We start from the raw sequence: 20232 nt of genomic DNA, 5'->3' as shown, positions 1-20232 counted from the left end.
CTTTACCGGTGCAAAACGTACTGCCCGGTAAAAGTCACCGCATCCTCAACACTGCCCGCGTTGACGATGCGCGTATTCAACGTCAACCGCGCCCGCCCATAACGCCGATACATCGCCAGAAACTTCTTCCACACCGCTGAATCCGGCGCCGGGCAAATCGCCACGGCATCTCCAGTGACCGGCAGCGGATAACTGATCTGCCCTTCCTGAATCACAATGTGCCCGTCGGTGATTCCTTCTTCCTTCAAGCGCAAATGCAACCAGCCCCACCCGGCCAGCACCGCGCCACAGTAAAGGCTGCCGCCAAACATGGTGCTTTTGTGATTGACGTTGGGATCGAGCGGCAGGTGCAGACTCAACTTCTGCTCATGCCAGTCGAGGACCTTCAGCCCCATGTCCCGTGTCAGGGGGATGTCGTGATGCAGGACTGATTCCAGATAGCGACTGTCTGTACTCATTCGTTCTCGTCCCCATGGCTGCTGTCGCCGAAGTTGAGGCCATGCTTGCGCAATTTGTCATGCAGGGTTTTGCGCGGAATGCCCAAGGCTTCAGCGAGGCTGCGCACCGAACTGTGGGAGCGCGCCAGTTCGGCAGCGATCAATGATCTTTCGAAATTTTCCACCTGCTCGCTGAGCCCGCCGCCAGTGACTTCCACGATGGCGCCGGCACCTTCAGCGCCGCTGTTATCCAGCGCCAGTTCCAGTCCAAGAGCAAAGCGTTCGGCGGCGTTCTGCAATTCGCGCACGTTGCCGGGCCAAGTGTGGCGCAGCAGCAAGGCGCGCTGTGACGGTTGCAGTTCGTGGGGTGGCAAACCGTGGCGGGCGCTGGCTTCATCGGCGTAATGCTGGAACAGCACCAGCGCATCTTCGCCACGTTCGCGCAGCGGCGGAATGCGCAGTGGCGCAACGTTGAGGCGGTAGTACAAGTCGGCGCGGAAGCGGCCCTGATCGGCAGCCTGACGCAGGTCTTCCTTGGTCGCGGCGATCACGCGGATGTCCAGCGGGATCAGTTGATTGCCGCCCAAGCGTTCGACGACGCGTTCCTGCAACATGCGCAGCAGTTTCACCTGTACATCCATGCTCATGCTCTCGATTTCATCGAGGAACAGCGTGCCGCCATTGGCGAATTCGAATTTGCCGATCCGGCGTTTTTGCGCACCGGTGAACGCGCCGGGTTCGTGGCCGAACAGTTCGCTTTCCACCACGGATTCGGCCAGTGCACCGGCATTGATCGCCACGAACGGGCCGCTACGGCGGCTCGATAGGTCGTGCAGCGCTCGGGCTACGACTTCTTTGCCAGCGCCGGTTTCGCCGAGGATCAGCACATCAGCCTTGGTCGCTGCCAGCGCACCGATCTGTTCACGCAGGCGCAGCATCGGTGTCGAATGGCCGACCAGCCGCGCACTCAATTCATTGCGGTCGCTGAGGGCCAGGCGCAGGCTGCGGTTGTCCAACACCAAGCGGCGCAGGGCGAGGGCGCGACGTACGCTGTCGAGCAGTGCGTCGCTGGCGAAAGGCTTTTCAAGAAAGTCATAAGCACCGGCACGCATCGCTTGCACCGCCAGCGGCACATCGCCGTGGCCGGTGATCAGCAGCACGGGTAACTCCGGATCCTGCGCGTGCAATTCGCTGAGCAATTCCAGTCCGTCCATGCCCGGCATGCGGATGTCGCTGACCACCACGCCGGGCCAGTCACGCTCAAGCTGCGCCGCCAGCCCCTTGGCTTCGGACAGTGGCAGAATTTTCAGACCGGCCAGATCCAGGGTCTGGCCGAGGGCCTGACGCAGGTGCGGATCGTCGTCGATCAACACCACCTGAATGCGATTGTCGATGGTCATGCACTTCGATCCTCGGACGGTTGCAGGCTGACCCCGGGCGCACCGGCGCGCAGTCGCAGGGTAATCAAGGCGCCACCTTGCTTGTGGTTGGCAAACGACAGTTCACCGCCGAAGGCGCGCATCAGGGTTTCACAGATTGCCAGCCCCAGGCCGAGGCCCTGAGTGCGGGTCTTGGTGGTGTAAAAGGGCTCGCTGGCGCGGCCGAGGGCTTCCATGCAAAAGCCCGGGCCGTTGTCGCGAATGTACAGATTGACGCCCTCGGCGGTGGATTCGGCACTCAGCCACAGTTTGCGCGGCGGGCCTTTCTCGGTGAGGGCGTCGAGGGCGTTGGCGAGCAGGTTGCCGAGTACTTGGCGCAGGCGGGTCTCCCCGGCCTCGACCCACAGCGTGGCGGCCGGCAGATCGCGGATCAGCTCGACTTCCATACTGCGACGCCGTTTGGCTAGCAGCGCCAAGGCATCGTCGAGCGCCGGTTGCAGGGCAACACTTTCCGGCGCGTGGCGGTCGCGGCGGGCGAAGGCGCGCAGGTGGGCAATGATCGAGGCCATGCGCCCGGTCAGTTCGCTGATCAGTTTGAGGTTGCCGCGTGCGTCGTCGGTGCGCTGATGGTCGAGCAGCACCTCGGCGTTTTCCGCGTAGCTGCGGATCGCCGCCAGCGGCTGATTGAGTTCGTGGCTGATGCTCGCTGACATGGTCCCCAGCGCCGACAACTTACCGGCCTGGACCAGATCGTCCTGGGCGCGCACCAGTTCCTGCTGGGCTTGCTCACGCTCCAGAACTTCCTCCTTCAGGCGCCGGTTGAGGCCTTCGAGGTCGCTGGTGCGTTCCGCCACGCGACCTTCCAGTTCACGGCGTGCCTTGGCTTCGAACGCAATGCGTTCGAGATAGTGGCGGCGGCGCTGCATCATCAGACCGAGCAACAGCATCACCACCAGCAGTGTGGCGCCGCCGATCGCAACCACGGTGCGCACCGGACGGTCGATCAGCGTGCGCGGCGCGAGGATACTTACACTCCAGCCGGTTTCGGCGATGTCGTGGGTCTGGATCAGCCACGCGCTGGGGCTGAGGTTCAATGGACGCGGCTCGCGGGTCGGGTAGGGCTGTATGGCGGTGATCGCTGAGCGTTCGCCTTCGCTCAAGTTACGGGTCGAGCGAAAGCGCCATTCCGGTCGCGAGGTAAGGATGACCACGCCGTTGTGGTCGGTGACCAACAGTTGTTCCGGGGTTTTGCCCCACAGACTTTCGGTGTGGTCGAGATCGACCTTGATCACCAGCACGCCGATGATTTTTTCGCCGTTACGCACGGCGGCGGCGAAGAAATAACCGCGCTTGGCCGACGTGGTGCCGAGGCCGAAGAAGCGCCCGAGACGTCCGGCCATGGCTTCGCTGAAGTACGGGCGGAACGAGAAGTTGCGGCCGACAAAACTGTCGTGCTTGTCCCAGTTCGACGCCGCCAGCGTCTGGCCGCTGGTGTCCATCAGGTACATGACTTCGGCACCGGTCTGCGCGGCGATGTTCTTCAGCAGGCGGTTGGCATTGCCTTGGGTGACGCCGTCGTCCGGTGCGCCGAGTACCGCACGCAGCGCCGGCAGGTCGCCAAGGATTTGCGGCAGCACTTCATAGCGGTGCAGGGTGCCCAGCAGGTTGGCGACGTACAAGTCGAGGGTCTGGCGGTTCTGTCCGGCCAGTTCGCTGCGGTAATAGCGCTCGGCGAGATGCTCCAGCGGCCACAGCAGCGGCGCCAGACACAGGGCCAACAGGGCGAGGCTACGCCAGCGAGGTCTGCGGGGGAGGGTTGGTTTCATGAGCCAAATGCGCCTGTAGGGACAGGCGCATTATGCCCGGCCTCAAGCGAAGACGTCAGCGTCCTTGAGCAGCGCTGCGGCTTGATCCTTGGCGGACAGCTTCGGGGCTTCGTCCAGCTGCCAGTCGATGCCCAGAGCGGGGTCATCCCAGCGAATGCTGCGCTCGGACGATGGATCGTAGTAGTCGGTGGTCTTGTAGAGGAATTCGGCGAACTCGCTCAGCACCACGAAACCATGGGCGAAACCTTCCGGCACCCACAGTTGACGATGATTTTCGGCCGACAGACGCACCGCTACGGATTTGCCGAAATGCGGCGAGCTGCGGCGAATGTCCACGGCCACGTCCAGCACTTCACCGACGGTCACACGGACCAGTTTGCCCTGGGTGTTTTGCAGTTGGTAATGCAGGCCACGCAACACGCCTTTTTGCGAGCGCGAGTGGTTGTCCTGAACGAATTGCGTGTCCAGACCGGTGGCATCCTGGAACGCCTTGGCGTTGAAACTCTCGTAGAAAAAACCGCGCTCGTCACCAAACACCTTCGGTTCGATGATCAGGACACCGGGCAGGTCGGTGGTGATTACATTCATGAGGATTTCCATAGGCAGGTGTGAATGGCCGACATTCTTGCGCAAAGTGTCGATGGATGCGAGCGCTCCAATAACTGTGAGCGGGGGGTTGCGCATCCTGGGTAGCAATGGCGATATAGACACCTAATAAAATTTCAGGGGTCGTTTCATGCCGCTCGCCACGTTGATTCATCGCGCCAGTTTGCCCAGCCCGCAGGTATCTGCCGAGCAGGCCCGGCAATGGCTGGCGGAACACTACGGACTCAGCGGCACGTTGCAGCCCCTTGGCAGCCAGCAGGATCTGAATTTTCGCGTCGACAGCCCACGCGGGCGGTTCGTGCTGAAAATCTGTCGAGGCGATTACGCCTTGGTGGAGCTGCAAGCCCAGCATGCGGGCCTCAAGTATCTGGCCGAGCACTCTGCGGTGACGGTGCCGCGGGTGATCGCGGCCAATAACGGCGAAGATCTGTTGTCACTGGCGGTCGGCAGCGAAGCCGTCCATGTGCGGCTGCTGGATTACATTGAGGGTCAGCCGCTTACGCATCTCGATCACTTGGGGCGCGACGTGGTGGCGGGGTTTGGCCGGCTCTGCGGCGAGATGGATCTGGCGCTGGCCGGGTTCGACCATCCGGGCCTTGAGCGCACGTTGCAGTGGGATGCCCGCCACGCCAGTGCACTGATCAGCCATCTGCTGCCAGTGATCAAGGATGAGCAGCAACGCGCAGTGATTGCCGATGCGGCCGAACAGGCCGAGCACCGTTTGCAGCCGTTGCAGGGCAAGCTGCCGGTGCAGGCGATTCACATGGACATCACCGATGACAACGCCGTCTGGGCGCGCGATGCCCAGCGGCACTGGCAGTTGCAGGGGGTGATCGACTTTGGCGATCTGGTGCGCACCTGGCGCATCACTGATCTGTCGGTGACTTGTGCGGCATTGTTGCATCACGCCGGTGGTGATCCGTTTGTCATTCTGCCGGCAGTGCAGGCTTACCACGCGGTCAACCCGCTGCAACACGAAGAGCTGCAAGCGCTGTGGCCATTGATTGTCGCGCGCGCGGCGGTGCTGGTGCTCAGTGGCGAACAACAGGTCAGCATCGATCCTGCGAATACTTACAGCCGTGACAACCTCAGCCATGAGTGGGAAATTTTTCGGGTGGCAACTTCGGTGCCCTTGGCGCTGATGGAAGCAGCGATCCTCACGGCGGTCGGCCACGCCTTGCCGGCGATCGACAGCGCAGGTTTTGCGCCCTTGCTGCCCGGTCTGGTCGGGCGTGAATTTGCCCTGATCGATCTCGGTGTCCTGAGTCCGCATTTCGAGGCCGGCAACTGGGAGCAGGCAGGTATCGATCAACACCTGTTGAACGAAGCGGCGGCGGCCCACGGTTTGGCGGCGAGCCGTTATGGTCAGTACCGTTTGTCGCGCACTCGTCCCGACAGTGCCGTTGAACCGGACACCTTCCCGCTGCACGTGGAATTGCGCGTGCCCGATAGTACCGCTGTGGAGGCGCCTTTTGCTGGCGTCGTGCATCAGGCAGCTGACAGTGTGCTGCAACTGGATGGCCCGCAACTCAGCGTGCGGCTGTGGGGCGTGACACCTTCGCTGCACAGCGGCGCGGCGCTGGTCAAAGGTCAGGTGTTCGGAGCGGTGAGCGGCCCGTTACGGGTGCAGTTGTGCCGTGGCGCGCAGCTTGATGCACCGTTGTTTTGCACCCCGGCGCATGCACCGGCATGGCAGGCGCTGTGTCCTTCGCCGGCCGCATTGTTGGGTCTGGCCTGCGATGCCGAGCCGGAGCTGGACGCGAAAACCCTGCTCGAGCGCCGCGATGCCAGTTTCGCCCGAACCCAGAAACACTACTACGTCGATCCGCCGCGCATCGAACGTGGCTGGCGCAATCATCTGATCGATATGCAGGGCCGTTCCTATCTGGACATGCTCAACAACGTGGCGGTGCTCGGTCATGGTCACCCGCGCATGGCCGCTGTCGCCGCCCGTCAATGGTCGCTACTGAACACCAATTCGCGCTTCAACTATGCGGCGGTCGCCGAGTTTTCCGAACGCTTGCTGAAATTGGCGCCGGAAGGCATGGATCGGGTATTTCTGGTCAACAGCGGCAGCGAGGCCAATGACCTGGCGATTCGTCTGGCGTGGGCCTACAGCGGCGGGCGCGACATGATCAGCGTGCTTGAGGCCTATCACGGCTGGACGGTCGGTGCCGATGCGGTATCGACTTCAATCGCCGACAACCCGAAAGCGTTGGAAAGCCGCCCGGACTGGGTGCATCCGGTACCTGCGCCAAACACTTATCGCGGGGAGTTCCGCGGTCTCGACTCGGCGCCGGATTACGTGCGCAGCGTTGAGCATCACCTGGCAAAACTTGCCGAACAGAAGCGCCAACTGGCCGGGTTTATCTGCGAGCCGGTGTATGGCAACGCCGGCGGTATCTCGCTGCCGCCGGGATATCTCCAGCAGGTATACGCGCTGGTGCGCGCGCAGGGCGGTGTGTGCATCGCCGACGAAGTGCAGGTCGGTTACGGGCGCATGGGGCACTTCTTCTGGGGCTTTGAAGAGCAGGGCGTGGTGCCGGACATCATTTGCATGGCCAAGGGCATGGGCAACGGTCAACCGCTGGGTGCGGTCATCACGCGACGGGAAATTGCCGAGGCGCTGGAGGCCGAGGGCTATTTCTTCTCGTCGGCGGGCGGCAGTCCGGTCAGTTGCCAGATCGGCATGGCGGTGCTCGATGTCATGGAAGAAGAAAAACTCTGGGAGAACGCGCAACTGGTCGGTGGCCACTTCAAGGCGCGGCTTGAAGCGTTGATCGATAAACATCCGCTGGTGGGTGCGGTGCACGGTTCCGGGTTCTATCTGGGGCTTGAGCTGATTCGTAATCGCGAGACGCTGGAGCCGGCGACCGAGGAGACCGCGCTGCTGTGCGATCGCTTGCGTGAATTGGGGATTTTCATGCAGCCGACCGGTGATGATCTGAACATTCTCAAGATCAAACCGCCGATGGTGACGTCGCGCCAGAGTGTGGATTTCTTCGTCGAGATGCTCGACCGAGTCCTCAGCGAGGGTCTGTAAAACGAAGCCAATCCCCTGTGGGAGCGAGCTTGCTCGCGAAAGCGGTGTGTCAGTCACCCTGGGCAGTTACTGATACACCGCATTCGCGAGCAAGCTCGCTCCCACATTTTGTCTTGAGTTGTTAATTCGATTTGTATCGGCTTTTATTGAATTTATTTAGACGAAAGGCATTTAATCAGCTTCTAAAGCCGATATTTATCGGCTATAAAGTCGCCATTGCTCCGGCATGGTGATCTCATGTCCGGTGCGCGCGTTTTTCCTTCGGTCGAATTGTCGACCGTCAAAGCACTTGCCCGGAGATGATTCATGAGCCGTATCGTTACCGTTGCCGCCACTCAGATGGCCTGTTCCTGGGATCTGCAAGCCAACCTCGAAATCGCTGAAAGACTGGTGCGTGAAGCCGCCGCCAAAGGCGCACAGATCATCCTGATTCAGGAGCTGTTCGAGGCGCCGTACTTCTGCCAGAAGCCAAACCCGGATTACCTGCAACTGGCGACGACGGTGGAAGAAAACGTCGCGATCAAACATTTCCAGAAAATCGCCAAAGAGCTGCAAGTGGTACTGCCGATCAGCTTCTACGAACTGGCCGGCCGCGCGCGTTTCAACAGCATCGCGATCATCGATGCTGACGGCAGCAACCTCGGGATTTATCGTAAAAGCCACATCCCGGATGGCCCGGGCTACCACGAGAAGTATTACTTCAACCCGGGCGACACCGGTTTCAAAGTGTGGAACACCCGCTACGCAAAAATCGGCGTGGGCATTTGCTGGGATCAGTGGTTCCCGGAAGCCGCACGCAGCATGGCGTTGCAAGGCGCGGAAATTCTGTTTTACCCAACCGCTATCGGCAGCGAACCGCACGACAAGACCATCTCCTCGCGCGACCACTGGCAGCGCGTACAACAGGGCCATGCCGGCGCGAACTTGATGCCGCTGATTGCCAGCAACCGCATCGGCAACGAAGAACAGGACGGCTACGACATCACGTTCTATGGCTCGTCGTTCATCGCCAACCAGTTCGGCGAAAAAGTGCAGGAGCTGAATAAAACCGAAGAAGGTATTCTTGTGCACACTTTCAACCTCGACGAGCTCGAACACATTCGCAGCGCGTGGGGTTCATTCCGTGACCGCCGTCCGAACCTGTACGGCGCGTTGAAAACCCTCGACGGTTCCCTGGAGTCCTGATCCCGATGACCACATTGAAAAGTACCCCGCGCGCCGACGGCTTTCACATGCCGGCCGAGTGGGCGCCACAGACGCAAACCTGGATGATCTGGCCCGAGCGCCCGGACAACTGGCGTCTGGGCGGCAAACCGGCGCAAGCCGCTCATGCGGCAGTGGCCAAGGCTATCGCGCGTTTTGAACCGGTAACCGTGGCCGTGTCCGCCGGCCAGTACGAAAACGCCCGCGCACGCCTCGACTTGCCGAATATCCGCGTGGTCGAGATGTCCAGCGATGACGCCTGGGTACGCGACAGTGGCCCGACCTTCGTCATCAACAACAGCGGCGAAGTGCGCGGTGTGAACTGGGACTTCAACGCCTGGGGCGGCTTCGACGGCGGCCTGTACTCGCCGTGGAATCGCGACTCGCAGGTCGGCGGCAAGATCCTCGAAATCGAACGCAGCCCGCGTTATCGCACTGAAGGTTTTGTGCTCGAAGGCGGTTCGATTCACGTCGACGGCGAAGGCACGCTGATCACCACTGAAGAGTGCCTGCTCAACCGCAACCGCAATCCACATCTGGGCCGCGAAGAGATTGAAGCGGTACTCAGCGCCAATCTGTCTGTGGATAAAATCATCTGGCTGCCGGACGGTCTGTTCAACGACGAAACCGACGGCCATGTGGATAACTTCTGCTGCTACGTGCGTCCGGGCGAAGTGCTGCTGGCGTGGACCGACGACCCGCAGGATCCGAACTACCCGCGCTGCCAGGCCGCGATGAAAGTCCTGCAAAGCAGCACCGACGCCAAAGGTCGCCCGTTCACGGTGCACAAAATGCCGATTCCGGGACCGCTGTACGCGACCGAAGAAGAGTGCGCCGGTGTCGATCCGGTGGACGGCACACAGGAGCGCAATCCGTCCGTGCGCCTGGCTGGTTCCTACGTGAACTTCCTGATCGTCAACGGCGGCATCATCGCGCCGAGCTTCGACGATCCGATGGACGCCCCGGCAAAAGAGATTCTGCAGAAGCTGTTCCCGCAGCACGAAGTGGTGATGGTGCCGGGCCGTGAACTGTTACTGGGTGGCGGTAATATCCACTGCCTTACCCAACAGCAACCCGCGCCGCACAAAGAGTGAGTTGAGTCGTAACAGCTTGAGTTGATTAACAAATCGGCCGAGCAATGATTAGCTCGCTATGCATGCACAGAAGCCCGCAGCCCGGTTGGACTGCGGGCTTCTTTGTATCCGCTTGTCGACAACAGCGAAACATTGGCATAGCTCTTGTATTCATCACCCGTGCACTAGGGAGGGGGGAGAACTTCAACAGTTCTGTCATAAACCTTGGATAACGTAGCCGCTCATGAACGGGGAGAGAGCGCTGAAATGAACGCCGAAGTGAACGTAGTCAGCGAGCGGACGTTGCATCCCATGGCCGTTAACGGCGAATCGCTCCAGATTGTCGCGCACTGGTTGAAGTCCAATGGAACGCGTCAGATCAGGCAACCTGATCCGCGCCGGATGATGATCGAGCGTTACCCCGCTGACCTGTTCAGCGAGGCCGAACTGGACGCGTTGTGGGCTGTGATGGAAGGATAAGAAGAACAACAGGGATTGGTCAAAGCGCTGCCGGGATGGCGGCGCTTTTTTATGCCCGACTGTTTTGTGAATACCCATTAAATGTGGGAGCGAGCTTGCTCGCGAAAGCGTCCGGTCAGTCAGCATCGTCGTTGAATGACCCACCGCATTCGCGAGCAAGCTCGCTCCCACAGGGATTTGTGTGAAATCAGAAACTGTAGGTGCCGGTCATCACGACGCTACGTGGCGCACCCGGTTGAATCTGATACTGGCTGGTCGCCGATGCGTAATACTCGCGATCGGTGATGTTGTTCAGCGCCCCGCGCAAATCCCAATCCTTGAAGCGGTAACCGACCAGTGCATCCCAGCGGCCATAACCCGGCAACACGGTGGTGTTGGCGTTATCGGCATAGCGTTGGCCAACCAGGGTCAGACCGGTTTCGCCATACCAGCCCATCTCCGGTTTCCAGGTCAGGAACAGGCTGCCGTTGTGCTTGGCGACGTTGTTGATGCGTTTGCCTTCCAGGCCGTTGTTGTCCTTCTCGATCTTCGCATCCTGCAGACCGACGCCACCGCGCATGTACCAGTTGCCGACGAGATTGCCGGTGGCCGTCAATTCGATCCCGCGCGAGCGTTGCAGACCGGACATCACCGTCAGGGTCGGATCGTTTGGATCAGTGGTGCGGCGGTTGTAGAGTTCCAGATCGTAGATCGCCAGCGTGGTGCTCAAGCGGTCATCGAGCCAGTCGCTTTTCACGCCGATTTCTTTCTGCTTGGTCAGCTCGGGACTGAGGTCGTTGGTGTTGCCGGCCGCACCCGGAGTGATGCCGATCAAGCCACCGCCCACCGGCGAAAACGTCTTCGACCACGAGGCGTAGAACGAATGATTTTGTAGCGGCGTCCAGACCAGGCCGACGCGCGGGCTGGTGCTGTGGCTGTCGCGGTCTTCGGAGATGTTGCGCAGCTTGTTGGTCGACTCGATATCGAAAGTGTCGTAACGCAGACCGGCGAGCACTTGCCATTGGTCGTTCAGGCGCAGTTGATCTTGCACATATACCGCACGGCTTTCGACTTCGGTGTGGCTGTTGCTGGAGACCTGCATGCTGCCGGTGTGGCGCAGATCACGGTTCGGGTTGTGCAGGTCGAGCGACGGTACGGGGCGCGCGCCCGGGGTTCTGCCAGTGGCCGCGTTGTACAGCGTCGGGTCGCGGCGCTGGCTGCCGATCTCGATGCCAGTGAGCAGGCGATGCTCAAGGCCCAAGGTATCGAATCCGCCCTCAAGTTCAACGTTGTTATAGACGTTGCGAGTGGTCAGATCCTGCTGCCAATGCTGGCGCGTGACCTTGTTGGTCGCCGGCGTGTAACCGGTGAGGTAGGTGTTGTCGAAATCACTGTCGAGCTTGAACACGCCGAGGGTCTGGCGCAGTTGCCAGTTGTCATTGATTTCATAAGTGAGTTTCGAGCGCAGCGATTGCGACTTGTCGTCGATGAAATCGTGATCGTTGCCGTAGGTCGTATCGCGCCCGACATCGGCCGGGCGCCCGTTGATGCCGGGGATGCCGCGATCCGGGGTGCGGTTGTAGCGGCTGTATTCGTACTGCACCAGCCAGTTCAGGTCCGGCGTCAGTTGCCAGCTCATCGACGGCGCGAATAGCTGGCGATTGCCGCTGACACCGTCGCGGAAGCTGTCTTCGTCCATGTTGCCCATGTTCAGGCGCAGGCTGATGTTTTCGCTCGGGTCGCTGCTGAGGTCGGCGTAAAGACTGCGCAAATCTTCGCTGCCAGCCTGAGCTTCGATGGTCGAGCGCCGGCCGAACTCGGGCATTTTGCTCACGCGGTTGACGATCCCGCCCTGACTGCCACGGCCATACAGTACGGCGGCCGGGCCTTTGAGCACTTCAACGCGTTCAATATTGTGCAAGTCGCGTTTGTATTGGCTGTCGTCGCGGATGCCATCCAGATAGAAATCGTTGCTCGCGTCGAAGCCGCGGATGCGCAGGCTGTCGAAACGGGTGTCGGCGCTGCTGCTGACGTTAGGCATACCGCTCAACGCGTCGCCGATGTCATTGGTGCCGTAGCTGGCGACGTTCGAGGTCTTGATCGAATCGATCGCCTGCGGCACATAACGTACGGGCGTCGAGGTCCGAGTCGCGGTGCTGCTGAGCTTTACCCGAGGATCATCGGCTTGCGCTTCGGCGCTGATCGCGGTGGCGGGTAATTCGGTCGCAGAGTAGGCAAAACCGCTGGACAGAAAAGCAGAAAGCCCAAGGGTGACGGGCGTGAGACGGAACGGGGCAGGCATTGAACAGCGCTTCCGAAAGGATGGAGGAATTCGAACGCGCGAATGGTAATGCTTTGCATTTACTTCCGTTAATTATTCCTTATAAGTTCCCTTGCATCATTGTTTCAATTTGTGTCCCGGTCGACACAATCTGACCGGTCGGCCAATTCGACCGATTCATGAAACAGACTGAAAGCCATTCCAGCGTTTTTCCGCATGAATGCGGGGACTAATCTGCCGCCATCAATTTTTTCCCGGAGTTTTCCCATGATTCTTCATTACGTCTACGACCCGCTGTGTGGCTGGTGTTATGGCGCCAAGCCGCTGGTTGAAGCCGCGCAACAGGTGCTGCCAGTGATTGCCCATGCCGGAGGAATGATGAGTGGCGCCAATCGCCAGCGTGTTTCCCCGCAATTGCGCGATTACGTCATGCCCCACGACCGACGCATTGCCGAGTACACCGGCCAGCCTTTTGGCGAGGCGTATTTCGACGGTTTACTGCGCGATCACTCAGCCGTCTTCGATTCAACGCCACCGATTGCGGCGGTCATGGCGGCCGAAGCCATAGACCGAGGCGGTTTGCGCCTGCTGGGGCGGTTGCAGACCGCGCACTATGTGGAAGGGCGACGCATTGCCGATTCAGCCGTGCTGTTGGAATTGGCGATGCAGATGGGCTATGCGCAGGAAGATTTCCACATTGCGTTTGAGTCCGTTGATAGCGAGGGGCACATCAAAGCCAGTCGCCAGTTTTTGGCTCAGTTGGGCGGCAAGGGTTTTCCGACATTGGCTCTGGAGCAGAACGGGACATTCCAATTGGTCGACATCAGTCCCTGGCTGGGCAAGCCGCAGGCATTTGCCGACTGGTTGAAACAGGCAATCGTCCTTGATGAGCCAGGCGAAGTTCTTGCACTTTGTGCGATCGACGGCTGTGCGTGACACGCACTGGATTCACTGGCTGTGTGCATTTCCCAGCAAGCAGTCAGCGCAAAATTTACGTTTCTTAGACGTTTTTTGCCTATTTAAAGACGATTCTTGAAATTGACACATTGTTCGGGGCGCGGCTACGATTCGGCCCAACGCCTGTGGCTAACCGCCATGACTCAAAACAAGGAGCAGGCCCGCCATCACATTATCGTGGGCGGGCCTTTTTGTTTCGGGGTGAATAAAAGAGTGCAAAAGCGCCGTTTCCGCCGTTCGACACAGCGCGTTTCAACCCGTAATAAGGAAAACAAAATGTTGAACAAGCGAATCAGTCTGATCGCACTGGGGATGTTGAGTGCTACTCAGGCCATGGCTAACGACCAGGCCGAGTCCAAGGGTTTTGTAGAAGACAGCAGCCTCAAAGTGCTGCTGCGCAATGCCTACATCAATCGTGATTACAAAGACGGCAACAAAGACAAGGCCGAGTGGGGCCAAGCGGCCATCGGTACGTTCTCGTCCGGCTTCACCCAGGGCACCGTGGGTGTCGGTGTCGACGCTTTCGGTCTGTACGCACTGCGTCTGGACGGCGGCAAGGGCCGCAGCGGCGCCGGTGGTATCGATTTCTTCAAGCAGGAAAATGACGGTCGCGCTAACCATGACATAGCGAAGGGCGGTGCCGCGGTGAAGTTCCGCTTCTCCAACACCGTGTTGACCTACGGCGACCAGATGCCGGCCCTGCCGGTGCTGAGCTACGACAATGTGCGTCTGCTGCCGGAAAGCTACACCGGTACCCTGATCACTTCCAAGGAGATCAAAGGCCTGGAACTGAACGCCGGTCGTTTCACCGCCGAATCGCGCAAGAGCGACGAAGGCCGTGACAGCGGCGGTCTGAAGTCGATCAACGTGTTGGGCGGTAGCTACCAGTTCACTGAAAACTTCAAAGGTGCGTTGTACGCTTCCGACGTCGAAGACGTATTGAAGAAACAATACGTGAACGCCAACTACGTGTTGCCGTTCAACAAGGACCAGTCCCTGACACTGGACTTCAACGGTTACCGCACCAAGCTGGACAACTCCTATGTCCGCGAAAACGGTGTTACCGGCGACGACAACAAGATCTGGAGCCTGGCCGCAACCTTCGCTACCGGCCCGCACTCGTTCACCGTGGCGCACCAGCGCTCCACCGGCGACAGCAACCTGGGTTACGCCTACGGCGGTTACCAGAAAGATCAAGGTCGTGTCGGTGATGGTGGTAACTCCATCTACCTCGCCAACTCCTACTGGTCGGACTTCAACGCTGAAGACGAGCGCAGCTGGCAGTTGGGCTACGGCCTCGACTTCAGCGCATTCGGCGTACCGGGCCTGAGCTACAACTTCGCTTACGTGCGTGGCGACAACATCACCACTTCCACCAGCGAAGGCGGCACCGAGCGCGAGATCTTCAACCAGTTCAAATACGTCGTGCAGTCTGGCCCGGCCAAAGACCTGAGCGTGAAACTGCGCAGCTCGATCCTGCGTGTTTCGCAGAAATCCAGCGAGTACAACGTCAGCGGTAACGAACTGCGCGTATTCGTGGATTACCCGATCAACATCTTCTGATGCCTGATCAAGTGTAAGAAACATGAGAAAAACCCCGACTGGTTCGGGGTTTTTTTTCGACGGTTTTTCGATGGAAACCGGAAAAAACCGGTGTTTTTGTCATGTAAAAGTTGTTTTCAGGTGACTGCAAACGCCGTTTCAAACAGGGCTTTAAATGCCTGAAATTCTTTCTCATGGACGCAAATTCTGCACCTAATAGATTAGGCCGCTCAACGCAGCGGAGAATTTGGTAATGATCGTTTTGAACAGAGAAGTGGGCGAATCGCTACGGCGCGACAAATATGTCAACGTCCAGGGTGGTGACTTCAATCTCTACGGTCATTTTGCCGACTTCGTCAGACTGACCAAAAGTTGGGAAAACATGGAGCCTGACAGTTACTACGGTCAGGCCGAAGCCGGCATGCGTTACCGTCGTTACAGCGACTTTGAGTACAACCCGAAAACCCGCGAGCTCAAGCAACTCGAGCATCGCGCGTACGTGCAGTCGAAAGAGAACAACGCTTATGTTGGCGGCCTCGTGCGGCACTTCCAGGACTTCTCCGATGAAGTGATTACTTCGCCGGTGATGCGCAGCCTGATCGACACCGATTTCGAAGTGTACAAAAGCGTGCTCCCGGAAGAGCTGCACGATGAAATCTGGCAATGCCAGATCCATCAGATCCGCATCGAGATCAAACCCGGCAAACAACTGGAAATCACCCCTGAAGGCATTCACTGCGATGGCTATCCGTTCAGCGGTGTGCACTTCTGGGGACGCAACAACGTCGAGGGCGCGGAGAGTCGTTTGTACGACATCCACGAGCATCAACTGGCGTCGACCACTTACGAGGAAATTCTCGACACTACCTACTTCCTCGACCGCGACATGCGCCACTACGTGACCCCGGCGCGCAACAGCCACACCCATGCCATGGCGTATCGGCAGATTCTGGCGATTTCCTTCTCGCGGCCCGGGACCGCTTTCGACATTGTTCGCTAATCAGATCACCCCAATCGACGGCGTCGAGTGTTCGACGCCGGTGGTGCTGCGACGCGCCACGGCCAAGGATGCGCAACGCATGGAGCGTTTCTTCCGTCAGTTCGACGAAGTGTCCTTCTGCGAATGGCAGGACGCCAAGTGCCTGCGCGGCGTGCTGATCCAGAAAACCACCACGGCCTATCTCGCCTTCGACGTCGCCGGCGAAATCGTCGGCGCGGTGCTCGGTGGCATGCTCGGCAGTCGCGGCACGATCAATCATCTGGCCGTCAGCCCGCGCTATCGCAGCCAAGGGGTCGGTCAACGACTGGTTGAAGCCGCGTCATCCGACATGAAGCGCGTCGGTGTGTTGCGGATGTTTCTGTTCGTCGACGATGCTAACCTCGCGGGCAAGCGTTTTTGGGCTGCCCAGGGTTTTTGCGAACCTCATGGCGAACGGACATTTGAGAGGGATCTATGAATGAAACGTCCGGCAGTGCGCCGCTGATGGCTGCCCATCAGCCGTCGCGCACGTTTGCCGAAGCCAGCCCGGTGGTCGCTGGGTATTTCACGGTGTCATTCGTGTTCGGGCTGATGGCCGTCAACGCCGGGTTACCGATGTGGTTGCCGGTAGCGATGTGCTTGTTCGTGTATGCCGGCGCTTCGCAATTCGCCGCACTGGCGCTGATCTCCAGCGGTGCATCGCTGACGACCATTGTGCTGACCACGTTCCTGATCAACGCGCGCCACATGTTGATGTCGGTGTACATGGCCAAGGCCCTGCGCGCACTCGGCTTGAGTCGCATGGAACGTTGGGCTTACGCCGGTGGCCTGACGGACGAATCCTTCGCTTTCCACAGCGTTAAACTCGGCACGGGTGCGCCGGTCAACGTGCGTTACCTGATCGGCTTCAACCTGTTCTGCCACACTTCCTGGGTGCTCGGTGGTTTGCTCGGCGCGGTCTGCGCGCAATATGCCGCGCACCTGATCAAATATCAGCTCGACTACGCACTGACGGCGATGATGCTCTACGTGCTGGTGTCGCTGTGCAATACGCGCAACAAACTCATCGCCGCCGGGGCTGCGGTGCTGTGCATGGGCGCGTTGAGTCTGGTTGGCAGCTCGCCGTTCAACGTATTCATCGCCACGTTTGTGGGCTGCGGAGTGGGTGTATGCCTGACCAAACGTTCCTGATTCTGGTAGTCGCGCTGATGATGGCGGTGACCTTTCTGCCGCGCGCCCTGCCGCTGCAAGTGAATACCGAGCACTGGCCGCCGTTTATCGCGCGGGCGCTGGAATACCTGCCGGTGGCGATCGTCGCTGCGATCAGCCTGACACCCTTGTTGATCAAGGATCAGCACATACAGCTCGATCGCCCGGAATTCTATGCCGCGATTCCGACGTTGTTATGTGCGTATTTCAGCAAAAACCTCTTTCTCAGTGTGGCGGTTGGGACGGCTGCGTACATTGCGCTCGGCTCGTTCATGTAGCGGCAGATCGACGACATCGTTCAACGCCTGGCTCGACAACTCCGGATTGTTCACCGCCAGGCGCACTTCGAGGAAATCCTCGAAACCGGGGAAAATCGTCAGGCCGTTCTTCTGCGCGGCCTCACGCGAAACCATGCCGACCGCGTCCATCTGCGTGATCAGCGACAGCGTCAACGTTTCACTGCACGAATAAACCATGCGCTGGCCGTTCTCGTGATTGCCCAGCCCGGCGTCGAGAAAACGCAAAAAGCTGTGGGAATACGGACAATCTTCCGCAGGACGCACCTGAAACTTATTGCCCAGCAACGTCAGCGGATCGTTCTCCTGCCCGCAATGCGCGCCAACCACCTGCACCTGTACATCGGGCAGGACGATGCTCGGCAACCCCGGCCGCTGCGGGCCTATCAGTACCGCAAGGTCGAAGTCTTCGTTCTTCAGCTTGCTGAGATTTTCCATCGACTCGGCGTAGCTGAATTCCATCTGATAATCGGGAAACACCTCGATCAGGCGTCCGATCATTCGCCGGTTGAAGTCAGCCGCCAAAGTGTTGTTCAACGCCACCTTCAACGTGCGCTGGCCGGGCACCTTCAGTGCCTCGACTTTCTCTTCCATCTGTCGCGTGGCAATCAGCACTTTGTCCATATAGGGCGTCAGCTCAGTGCCTTGCGGCGTCAGCGTCAGCCCTTTGTTGGAACGTCGAAACAAGCGGAAACCGAACTGCTCTTCGACCTTGTTCAACTGCGCGGCCAACGCCTGCACAGTCAGGCACGAATGCTCGGCTGCGGCCGACAACGAGCCGGTCTGCACGATGCGCATGAGGTTGCGTAAGGTTCTGCTATCCATGGGTAATGCCCTCTGAAGTGGGCTGGGTATTGTTGTTTACGAGACTGCCGGTCAGGCGCCATATGCTGGCTATATTCCTGTACCTGAGCATAGTTGTCGCGGGTTTAGTAGCGAATCGATGTCTCCGCCGATGGCTGGAGGCTGACACAGGATCGGGGTTTTTGGTGACGTGGGGGTGATGGGGGTCAAAAAAAATGCGTGGTTTTGGTGCGTGGGGGCGATTTTTCACGGGGAAATGGCTGACAACGTTAGTGGTTTTGGCCTGCGAAATACGTGGATGCGTCCTAGGCGAACTTGCGACCGAGTTGATAGCGGCGACTCGTCAAAGCAGATGAAGTAGCAGTGGGGAGGCATCAAGCCTATGTGGCTACAGATCTGTGTGAGGTAAGCGAAGTGATTGCATCAAAAGAAGCGGCCGATATGGAGTGCCAAGTTGGCAACAGGCTTCATCACGTTATTGAAATTCAAGAGCAACCGTCCATTGCACGAATTCCTACGGACAAGACTGCCCAAGCCATGTTGGAAGCACGAACTATTCGGCAGCGGTTCGATTCGGTCGACGAAATGCTCAAATCCGGTCATATCCGAATCCCAATCAACGGGAAATGTGGTAACCAGTAATACGCTTACGGAGCTTTTTTATCGATTTATTCGTATATGTACTAGTATCAAAGCAAGACAAATCTGGAGAGGCTCAATGACTACCTCATCCCCAGCCCTCACCCCACGCGAACAACTCGACGCCCCCGAAGCCGGCCGCGTTGCGCTGAAGTTCTTCTTCAACCTTATGGAGCGTTGGGGCTGCAGCGCAGAGCAGCAACGCACATTACTCGGCGGCGTTGGTAACACCACGTTCTACAAATACAAACACCTTCCGAACATACGTCTGCCTAACGACACTCTTGAGCGCATCTCCTATCTGATGGGCATTCACAAGGCGTTGAGCATCATCTTCAGCAACAGCCGTGAGCGTGCCTACACGTGGGTCAGTAGTCCGAACACGGCAGCGCCATTCAATGGCCAAACGGCGCTGGATTACATGCTGGCGGGTCGAGTGGTCGATATCGCCGATGTGCGTCGCTACCTCGACGGGGTGCGCGGTTGAAAGTGCCCGATTTGGTTGATGTGCAATGGCCGCGAGCCTACCGGATCGTCAACAGCAGCTTCCCGCCGATCGCGTTGTTCGAAGACGTGCTCGATCCCGAAGACCTGGAAGTTGCCTACGCGCTGGAAGCGCTGACCAACGATCGGCTGATCGAACAGGCCGGGATTCTCGCCCGAGTGCGACCCGAAGATCGACTCTCTGGCCCCGGCTCGACTCCGGTGATGGCTGCGTTTACCCACATCGGCAAACGCAGTCGTTTCTGCGACGGCACCTTCGGCGTTTACTACGCTGCGAGCAGTCAGGCTGCGGCCATCGCTGAGACTTGTTATCACCAGGAGCGATTTCTTGCGGCGACTCAGGAAGCGGATCTTGAGTTGACCATGCGCACTTACGTCAATCTGGTAGTTAAACCGTTGCACGATATCCGCCACGATCACCCCGAGCTGCACAATCCGGATCCGGAGGCTTATGGGCCGTCTCAGCTATTCGCCCGTCAACTGCGCGAAACCGAGTCGTGGGGACTGCTCTACAACAGCGTTCGCCTGCCGGGCCACGAATGTGTCGCCGCGTTTAGACCTCCAGCGGTATCCATTCCGAAGCAGGGCAAGCATTTGCGGTATGTGTGGAGTGCGAGTCAGCAGAAGATTTCGTTTGTGCTTGAGATCAGTCAGGTCTGAAACGCAAAAGCCCTCGCATCAACGAGGGCCTTAAACCGGCGTTTACATCAACGGCTTGTCCGGCGGCGCATCCATTACTTTCACGACATCATCGATCAACGCCTTGCTTAACTCCTGCAAATACTGCGAGGCATAAGCGTGAAGGTCAGGGTCGCGCGAGACTGTGGAATCTGCGGTCAGTAGCTTGGAAATGTGAAGCAAATGTGAGGCGTGCGAGAGAGCGGCGATCACTGGAACGCCACGATTGGTGCGGAACAGCGCTTGATTGGCCTGGAAGGAAAAGTGCGTGAGGCCTGGGGTTTTCAAATGGAGGTAGTCGGTCATTTCGCTTCACC

The 20232-nt window shown here is 59.1% G+C and carries 19 protein-coding genes; 12 read left to right on the top strand and 7 right to left on the bottom strand.

What is annotated here, in order from left to right; genetic code table 11:
- Positions 1 to 2: 2 nt before the first annotated feature.
- From GTU76_RS12440 to rfbC, 4 genes are read right to left on the bottom strand one after another with little or no spacing between them, the layout of a single operon-like run.
- The gene (locus GTU76_RS12440; RefSeq protein ID WP_180698716.1) at positions 3 to 458 is read right to left on the bottom strand and encodes a YiiD C-terminal domain-containing protein; all 456 of its coding nucleotides are present in this window, start codon (positions 456 to 458) and stop codon (positions 3 to 5) included.
- The gene (locus GTU76_RS12435) at positions 455 to 1837 is read right to left on the bottom strand and encodes a sigma-54-dependent transcriptional regulator (protein WP_180698715.1); all 1383 of its coding nucleotides are present in this window, start codon (positions 1835 to 1837) and stop codon (positions 455 to 457) included. Before GTU76_RS12435 ends, GTU76_RS12440 begins: the two co-directional genes overlap by 4 nt.
- A complete protein-coding gene (locus tag GTU76_RS12430; protein WP_016986299.1) occupies positions 1834 to 3642 on the bottom strand; it encodes a sensor histidine kinase in 1809 nt (602 codons plus the stop codon). Before GTU76_RS12430 ends, GTU76_RS12435 begins: the two co-directional genes overlap by 4 nt.
- 42 nt (positions 3643 to 3684) lie before the next feature.
- Positions 3685 to 4230 carry a dTDP-4-dehydrorhamnose 3,5-epimerase gene (gene rfbC, locus GTU76_RS12425; protein WP_016986300.1) on the bottom strand — a complete coding sequence of 182 codons (546 nt, stop codon included), beginning with the start codon at positions 4228 to 4230 and terminating at the stop codon, positions 3685 to 3687.
- A 148-nt stretch (positions 4231 to 4378) separates the two neighbouring features.
- Between rfbC and GTU76_RS12420 the strand changes: the two genes are divergently transcribed.
- The 4 genes from GTU76_RS12420 to GTU76_RS12405 all read left to right on the top strand — a co-directional run bounded on the left by GTU76_RS12420 (position 4379) and on the right by GTU76_RS12405 (position 10047).
- Positions 4379 to 7291 (top strand): aminotransferase, encoded by a 2913-nt coding sequence (locus tag GTU76_RS12420; RefSeq protein ID WP_175552893.1) that lies wholly within the window; start codon positions 4379 to 4381, stop codon positions 7289 to 7291.
- Positions 7292 to 7597: 306 nt separating this feature from the next.
- The gene (aguB, locus tag GTU76_RS12415; RefSeq protein ID WP_007909107.1) at positions 7598 to 8476 is read left to right on the top strand and encodes an N-carbamoylputrescine amidase; all 879 of its coding nucleotides are present in this window, start codon (positions 7598 to 7600) and stop codon (positions 8474 to 8476) included.
- A gap of 5 nt (positions 8477 to 8481) precedes the next feature.
- Entirely contained in the window at positions 8482 to 9588 is a 1107-nt protein-coding gene (gene aguA / locus GTU76_RS12410; RefSeq protein WP_175552894.1) for an agmatine deiminase, read from the top strand.
- 246 nt (positions 9589 to 9834) lie between these two features.
- Positions 9835 to 10047, top strand: a complete 213-nt coding sequence (locus GTU76_RS12405; RefSeq protein WP_016986304.1) for a hypothetical protein — start codon at positions 9835 to 9837, stop codon at positions 10045 to 10047.
- Between the two features lie 187 nt (positions 10048 to 10234).
- Here the strand turns inward: GTU76_RS12405 and GTU76_RS12400 are convergent, their stop codons facing one another.
- The gene (locus tag GTU76_RS12400; RefSeq protein ID WP_180698714.1) at positions 10235 to 12328 is read right to left on the bottom strand and encodes a TonB-dependent receptor; all 2094 of its coding nucleotides are present in this window, start codon (positions 12326 to 12328) and stop codon (positions 10235 to 10237) included.
- A gap of 246 nt (positions 12329 to 12574) precedes the next feature.
- Between GTU76_RS12400 and GTU76_RS12395 the strand changes: the two genes are divergently transcribed.
- The 6 genes from GTU76_RS12395 to GTU76_RS12370 all read left to right on the top strand — a co-directional run bounded on the left by GTU76_RS12395 (position 12575) and on the right by GTU76_RS12370 (position 17272).
- Positions 12575 to 13243: a DsbA family protein gene (locus GTU76_RS12395; protein WP_180698713.1), complete on the top strand. Its 669-nt coding sequence runs from the start codon at positions 12575 to 12577 to the stop codon at positions 13241 to 13243.
- A 297-nt stretch (positions 13244 to 13540) separates the two neighbouring features.
- Positions 13541 to 14827, top strand: a complete 1287-nt coding sequence (locus GTU76_RS12390; RefSeq protein ID WP_016986307.1) for an OprD family porin — start codon at positions 13541 to 13543, stop codon at positions 14825 to 14827.
- 232 nt (positions 14828 to 15059) lie between these two features.
- On the top strand, positions 15060 to 15806 hold the full coding sequence (locus GTU76_RS12385; protein WP_016986308.1) for a 2OG-Fe dioxygenase family protein: 747 nt from the start codon (positions 15060 to 15062) through the stop codon (positions 15804 to 15806).
- 79 nt (positions 15807 to 15885) lie between these two features.
- Positions 15886 to 16263 carry a GNAT family N-acetyltransferase gene (locus GTU76_RS12380; RefSeq protein ID WP_016986309.1) on the top strand — a complete coding sequence of 126 codons (378 nt, stop codon included), beginning with the start codon at positions 15886 to 15888 and terminating at the stop codon, positions 16261 to 16263.
- On the top strand, positions 16260 to 16976 hold the full coding sequence (locus GTU76_RS12375; RefSeq protein WP_016986310.1) for an AzlC family ABC transporter permease: 717 nt from the start codon (positions 16260 to 16262) through the stop codon (positions 16974 to 16976). The genes GTU76_RS12380 and GTU76_RS12375 overlap by 4 nt, the downstream gene beginning before the upstream one ends.
- The gene (locus GTU76_RS12370; protein WP_007909127.1) at positions 16955 to 17272 is read left to right on the top strand and encodes an AzlD domain-containing protein; all 318 of its coding nucleotides are present in this window, start codon (positions 16955 to 16957) and stop codon (positions 17270 to 17272) included. The genes GTU76_RS12375 and GTU76_RS12370 overlap by 22 nt, the downstream gene beginning before the upstream one ends.
- On the opposite strand, the gene GTU76_RS12365 is transcribed toward GTU76_RS12370, so the two are convergent.
- A complete protein-coding gene (locus tag GTU76_RS12365; RefSeq protein ID WP_016986311.1) occupies positions 17189 to 18115 on the bottom strand; it encodes a LysR family transcriptional regulator in 927 nt (308 codons plus the stop codon). The genes GTU76_RS12370 and GTU76_RS12365 overlap by 84 nt on opposite strands.
- Positions 18116 to 18812: 697 nt before the next feature.
- Between GTU76_RS12365 and GTU76_RS12360 the strand changes: the two genes are divergently transcribed.
- Both GTU76_RS12360 and GTU76_RS12355 read left to right on the top strand, forming a co-directional pair.
- A complete protein-coding gene (locus tag GTU76_RS12360) occupies positions 18813 to 19220 on the top strand; it encodes an MbcA/ParS/Xre antitoxin family protein (protein ID WP_016986313.1) in 408 nt (135 codons plus the stop codon).
- Positions 19221 to 19231: 11 nt separating this feature from the next.
- Complete coding sequence (locus GTU76_RS12355) at positions 19232 to 19897, top strand: RES family NAD+ phosphorylase (protein ID WP_026000689.1); 666 nt, start codon at positions 19232 to 19234, stop codon at positions 19895 to 19897.
- A gap of 42 nt (positions 19898 to 19939) precedes the next feature.
- Here GTU76_RS12355 and GTU76_RS12350 read toward each other — a convergent pair whose 3' ends face one another.
- The gene (locus GTU76_RS12350; protein WP_007909136.1) at positions 19940 to 20221 is read right to left on the bottom strand and encodes a DUF3077 domain-containing protein; all 282 of its coding nucleotides are present in this window, start codon (positions 20219 to 20221) and stop codon (positions 19940 to 19942) included.
- Positions 20222 to 20232: the final 11 nt, after the last annotated feature.

Source organism: Pseudomonas crudilactis (assembly GCF_013433315.1).
Taxonomy (GTDB): Bacteria; Pseudomonadota; Gammaproteobacteria; order Pseudomonadales; family Pseudomonadaceae; genus Aquipseudomonas; species Aquipseudomonas crudilactis.
This window is presented reverse-complemented; position numbering and strand designations above follow the sequence as displayed.

Bases quoted from the DNA above. Each gene is read 5' to 3' on its own strand.
- GTU76_RS12440 (WP_180698716.1), bottom strand. From the start codon at position 458: ATGAGTACAGACAGTCGCTATCTGGAATCAGTCCTGCATCACGACATC.
- GTU76_RS12435 (WP_180698715.1), bottom strand. From the start codon at position 1,837: ATGACCATCGACAATCGCATTCAGGTGGTGTTGATCGACGACGATCCG.
- GTU76_RS12430 (WP_016986299.1), bottom strand. From the start codon at position 3,642: ATGAAACCAACCCTCCCCCGCAGACCTCGCTGGCGTAGCCTCGCCCTG.
- rfbC (WP_016986300.1), bottom strand. From the start codon at position 4,230: ATGAATGTAATCACCACCGACCTGCCCGGTGTCCTGATCATCGAACCG.
- GTU76_RS12420 (WP_175552893.1), top strand. From the start codon at position 4,379: ATGCCGCTCGCCACGTTGATTCATCGCGCCAGTTTGCCCAGCCCGCAG.
- aguB (WP_007909107.1), top strand. From the start codon at position 7,598: ATGAGCCGTATCGTTACCGTTGCCGCCACTCAGATGGCCTGTTCCTGG.
- aguA (WP_175552894.1), top strand. From the start codon at position 8,482: ATGACCACATTGAAAAGTACCCCGCGCGCCGACGGCTTTCACATGCCG.
- GTU76_RS12405 (WP_016986304.1), top strand. From the start codon at position 9,835: ATGAACGCCGAAGTGAACGTAGTCAGCGAGCGGACGTTGCATCCCATG.
- GTU76_RS12400 (WP_180698714.1), bottom strand. From the start codon at position 12,328: ATGCCTGCCCCGTTCCGTCTCACGCCCGTCACCCTTGGGCTTTCTGCT.
- GTU76_RS12395 (WP_180698713.1), top strand. From the start codon at position 12,575: ATGATTCTTCATTACGTCTACGACCCGCTGTGTGGCTGGTGTTATGGC.
- GTU76_RS12390 (WP_016986307.1), top strand. From the start codon at position 13,541: ATGTTGAACAAGCGAATCAGTCTGATCGCACTGGGGATGTTGAGTGCT.
- GTU76_RS12385 (WP_016986308.1), top strand. From the start codon at position 15,060: ATGATCGTTTTGAACAGAGAAGTGGGCGAATCGCTACGGCGCGACAAA.
- GTU76_RS12380 (WP_016986309.1), top strand. From the start codon at position 15,886: ATGGAGCGTTTCTTCCGTCAGTTCGACGAAGTGTCCTTCTGCGAATGG.
- GTU76_RS12375 (WP_016986310.1), top strand. From the start codon at position 16,260: ATGAATGAAACGTCCGGCAGTGCGCCGCTGATGGCTGCCCATCAGCCG.
- GTU76_RS12370 (WP_007909127.1), top strand. From the start codon at position 16,955: ATGCCTGACCAAACGTTCCTGATTCTGGTAGTCGCGCTGATGATGGCG.
- GTU76_RS12365 (WP_016986311.1), bottom strand. From the start codon at position 18,115: ATGGATAGCAGAACCTTACGCAACCTCATGCGCATCGTGCAGACCGGC.
- GTU76_RS12360 (WP_016986313.1), top strand. From the start codon at position 18,813: ATGACTACCTCATCCCCAGCCCTCACCCCACGCGAACAACTCGACGCC.
- GTU76_RS12350 (WP_007909136.1), bottom strand. From the start codon at position 20,221: ATGACCGACTACCTCCATTTGAAAACCCCAGGCCTCACGCACTTTTCC.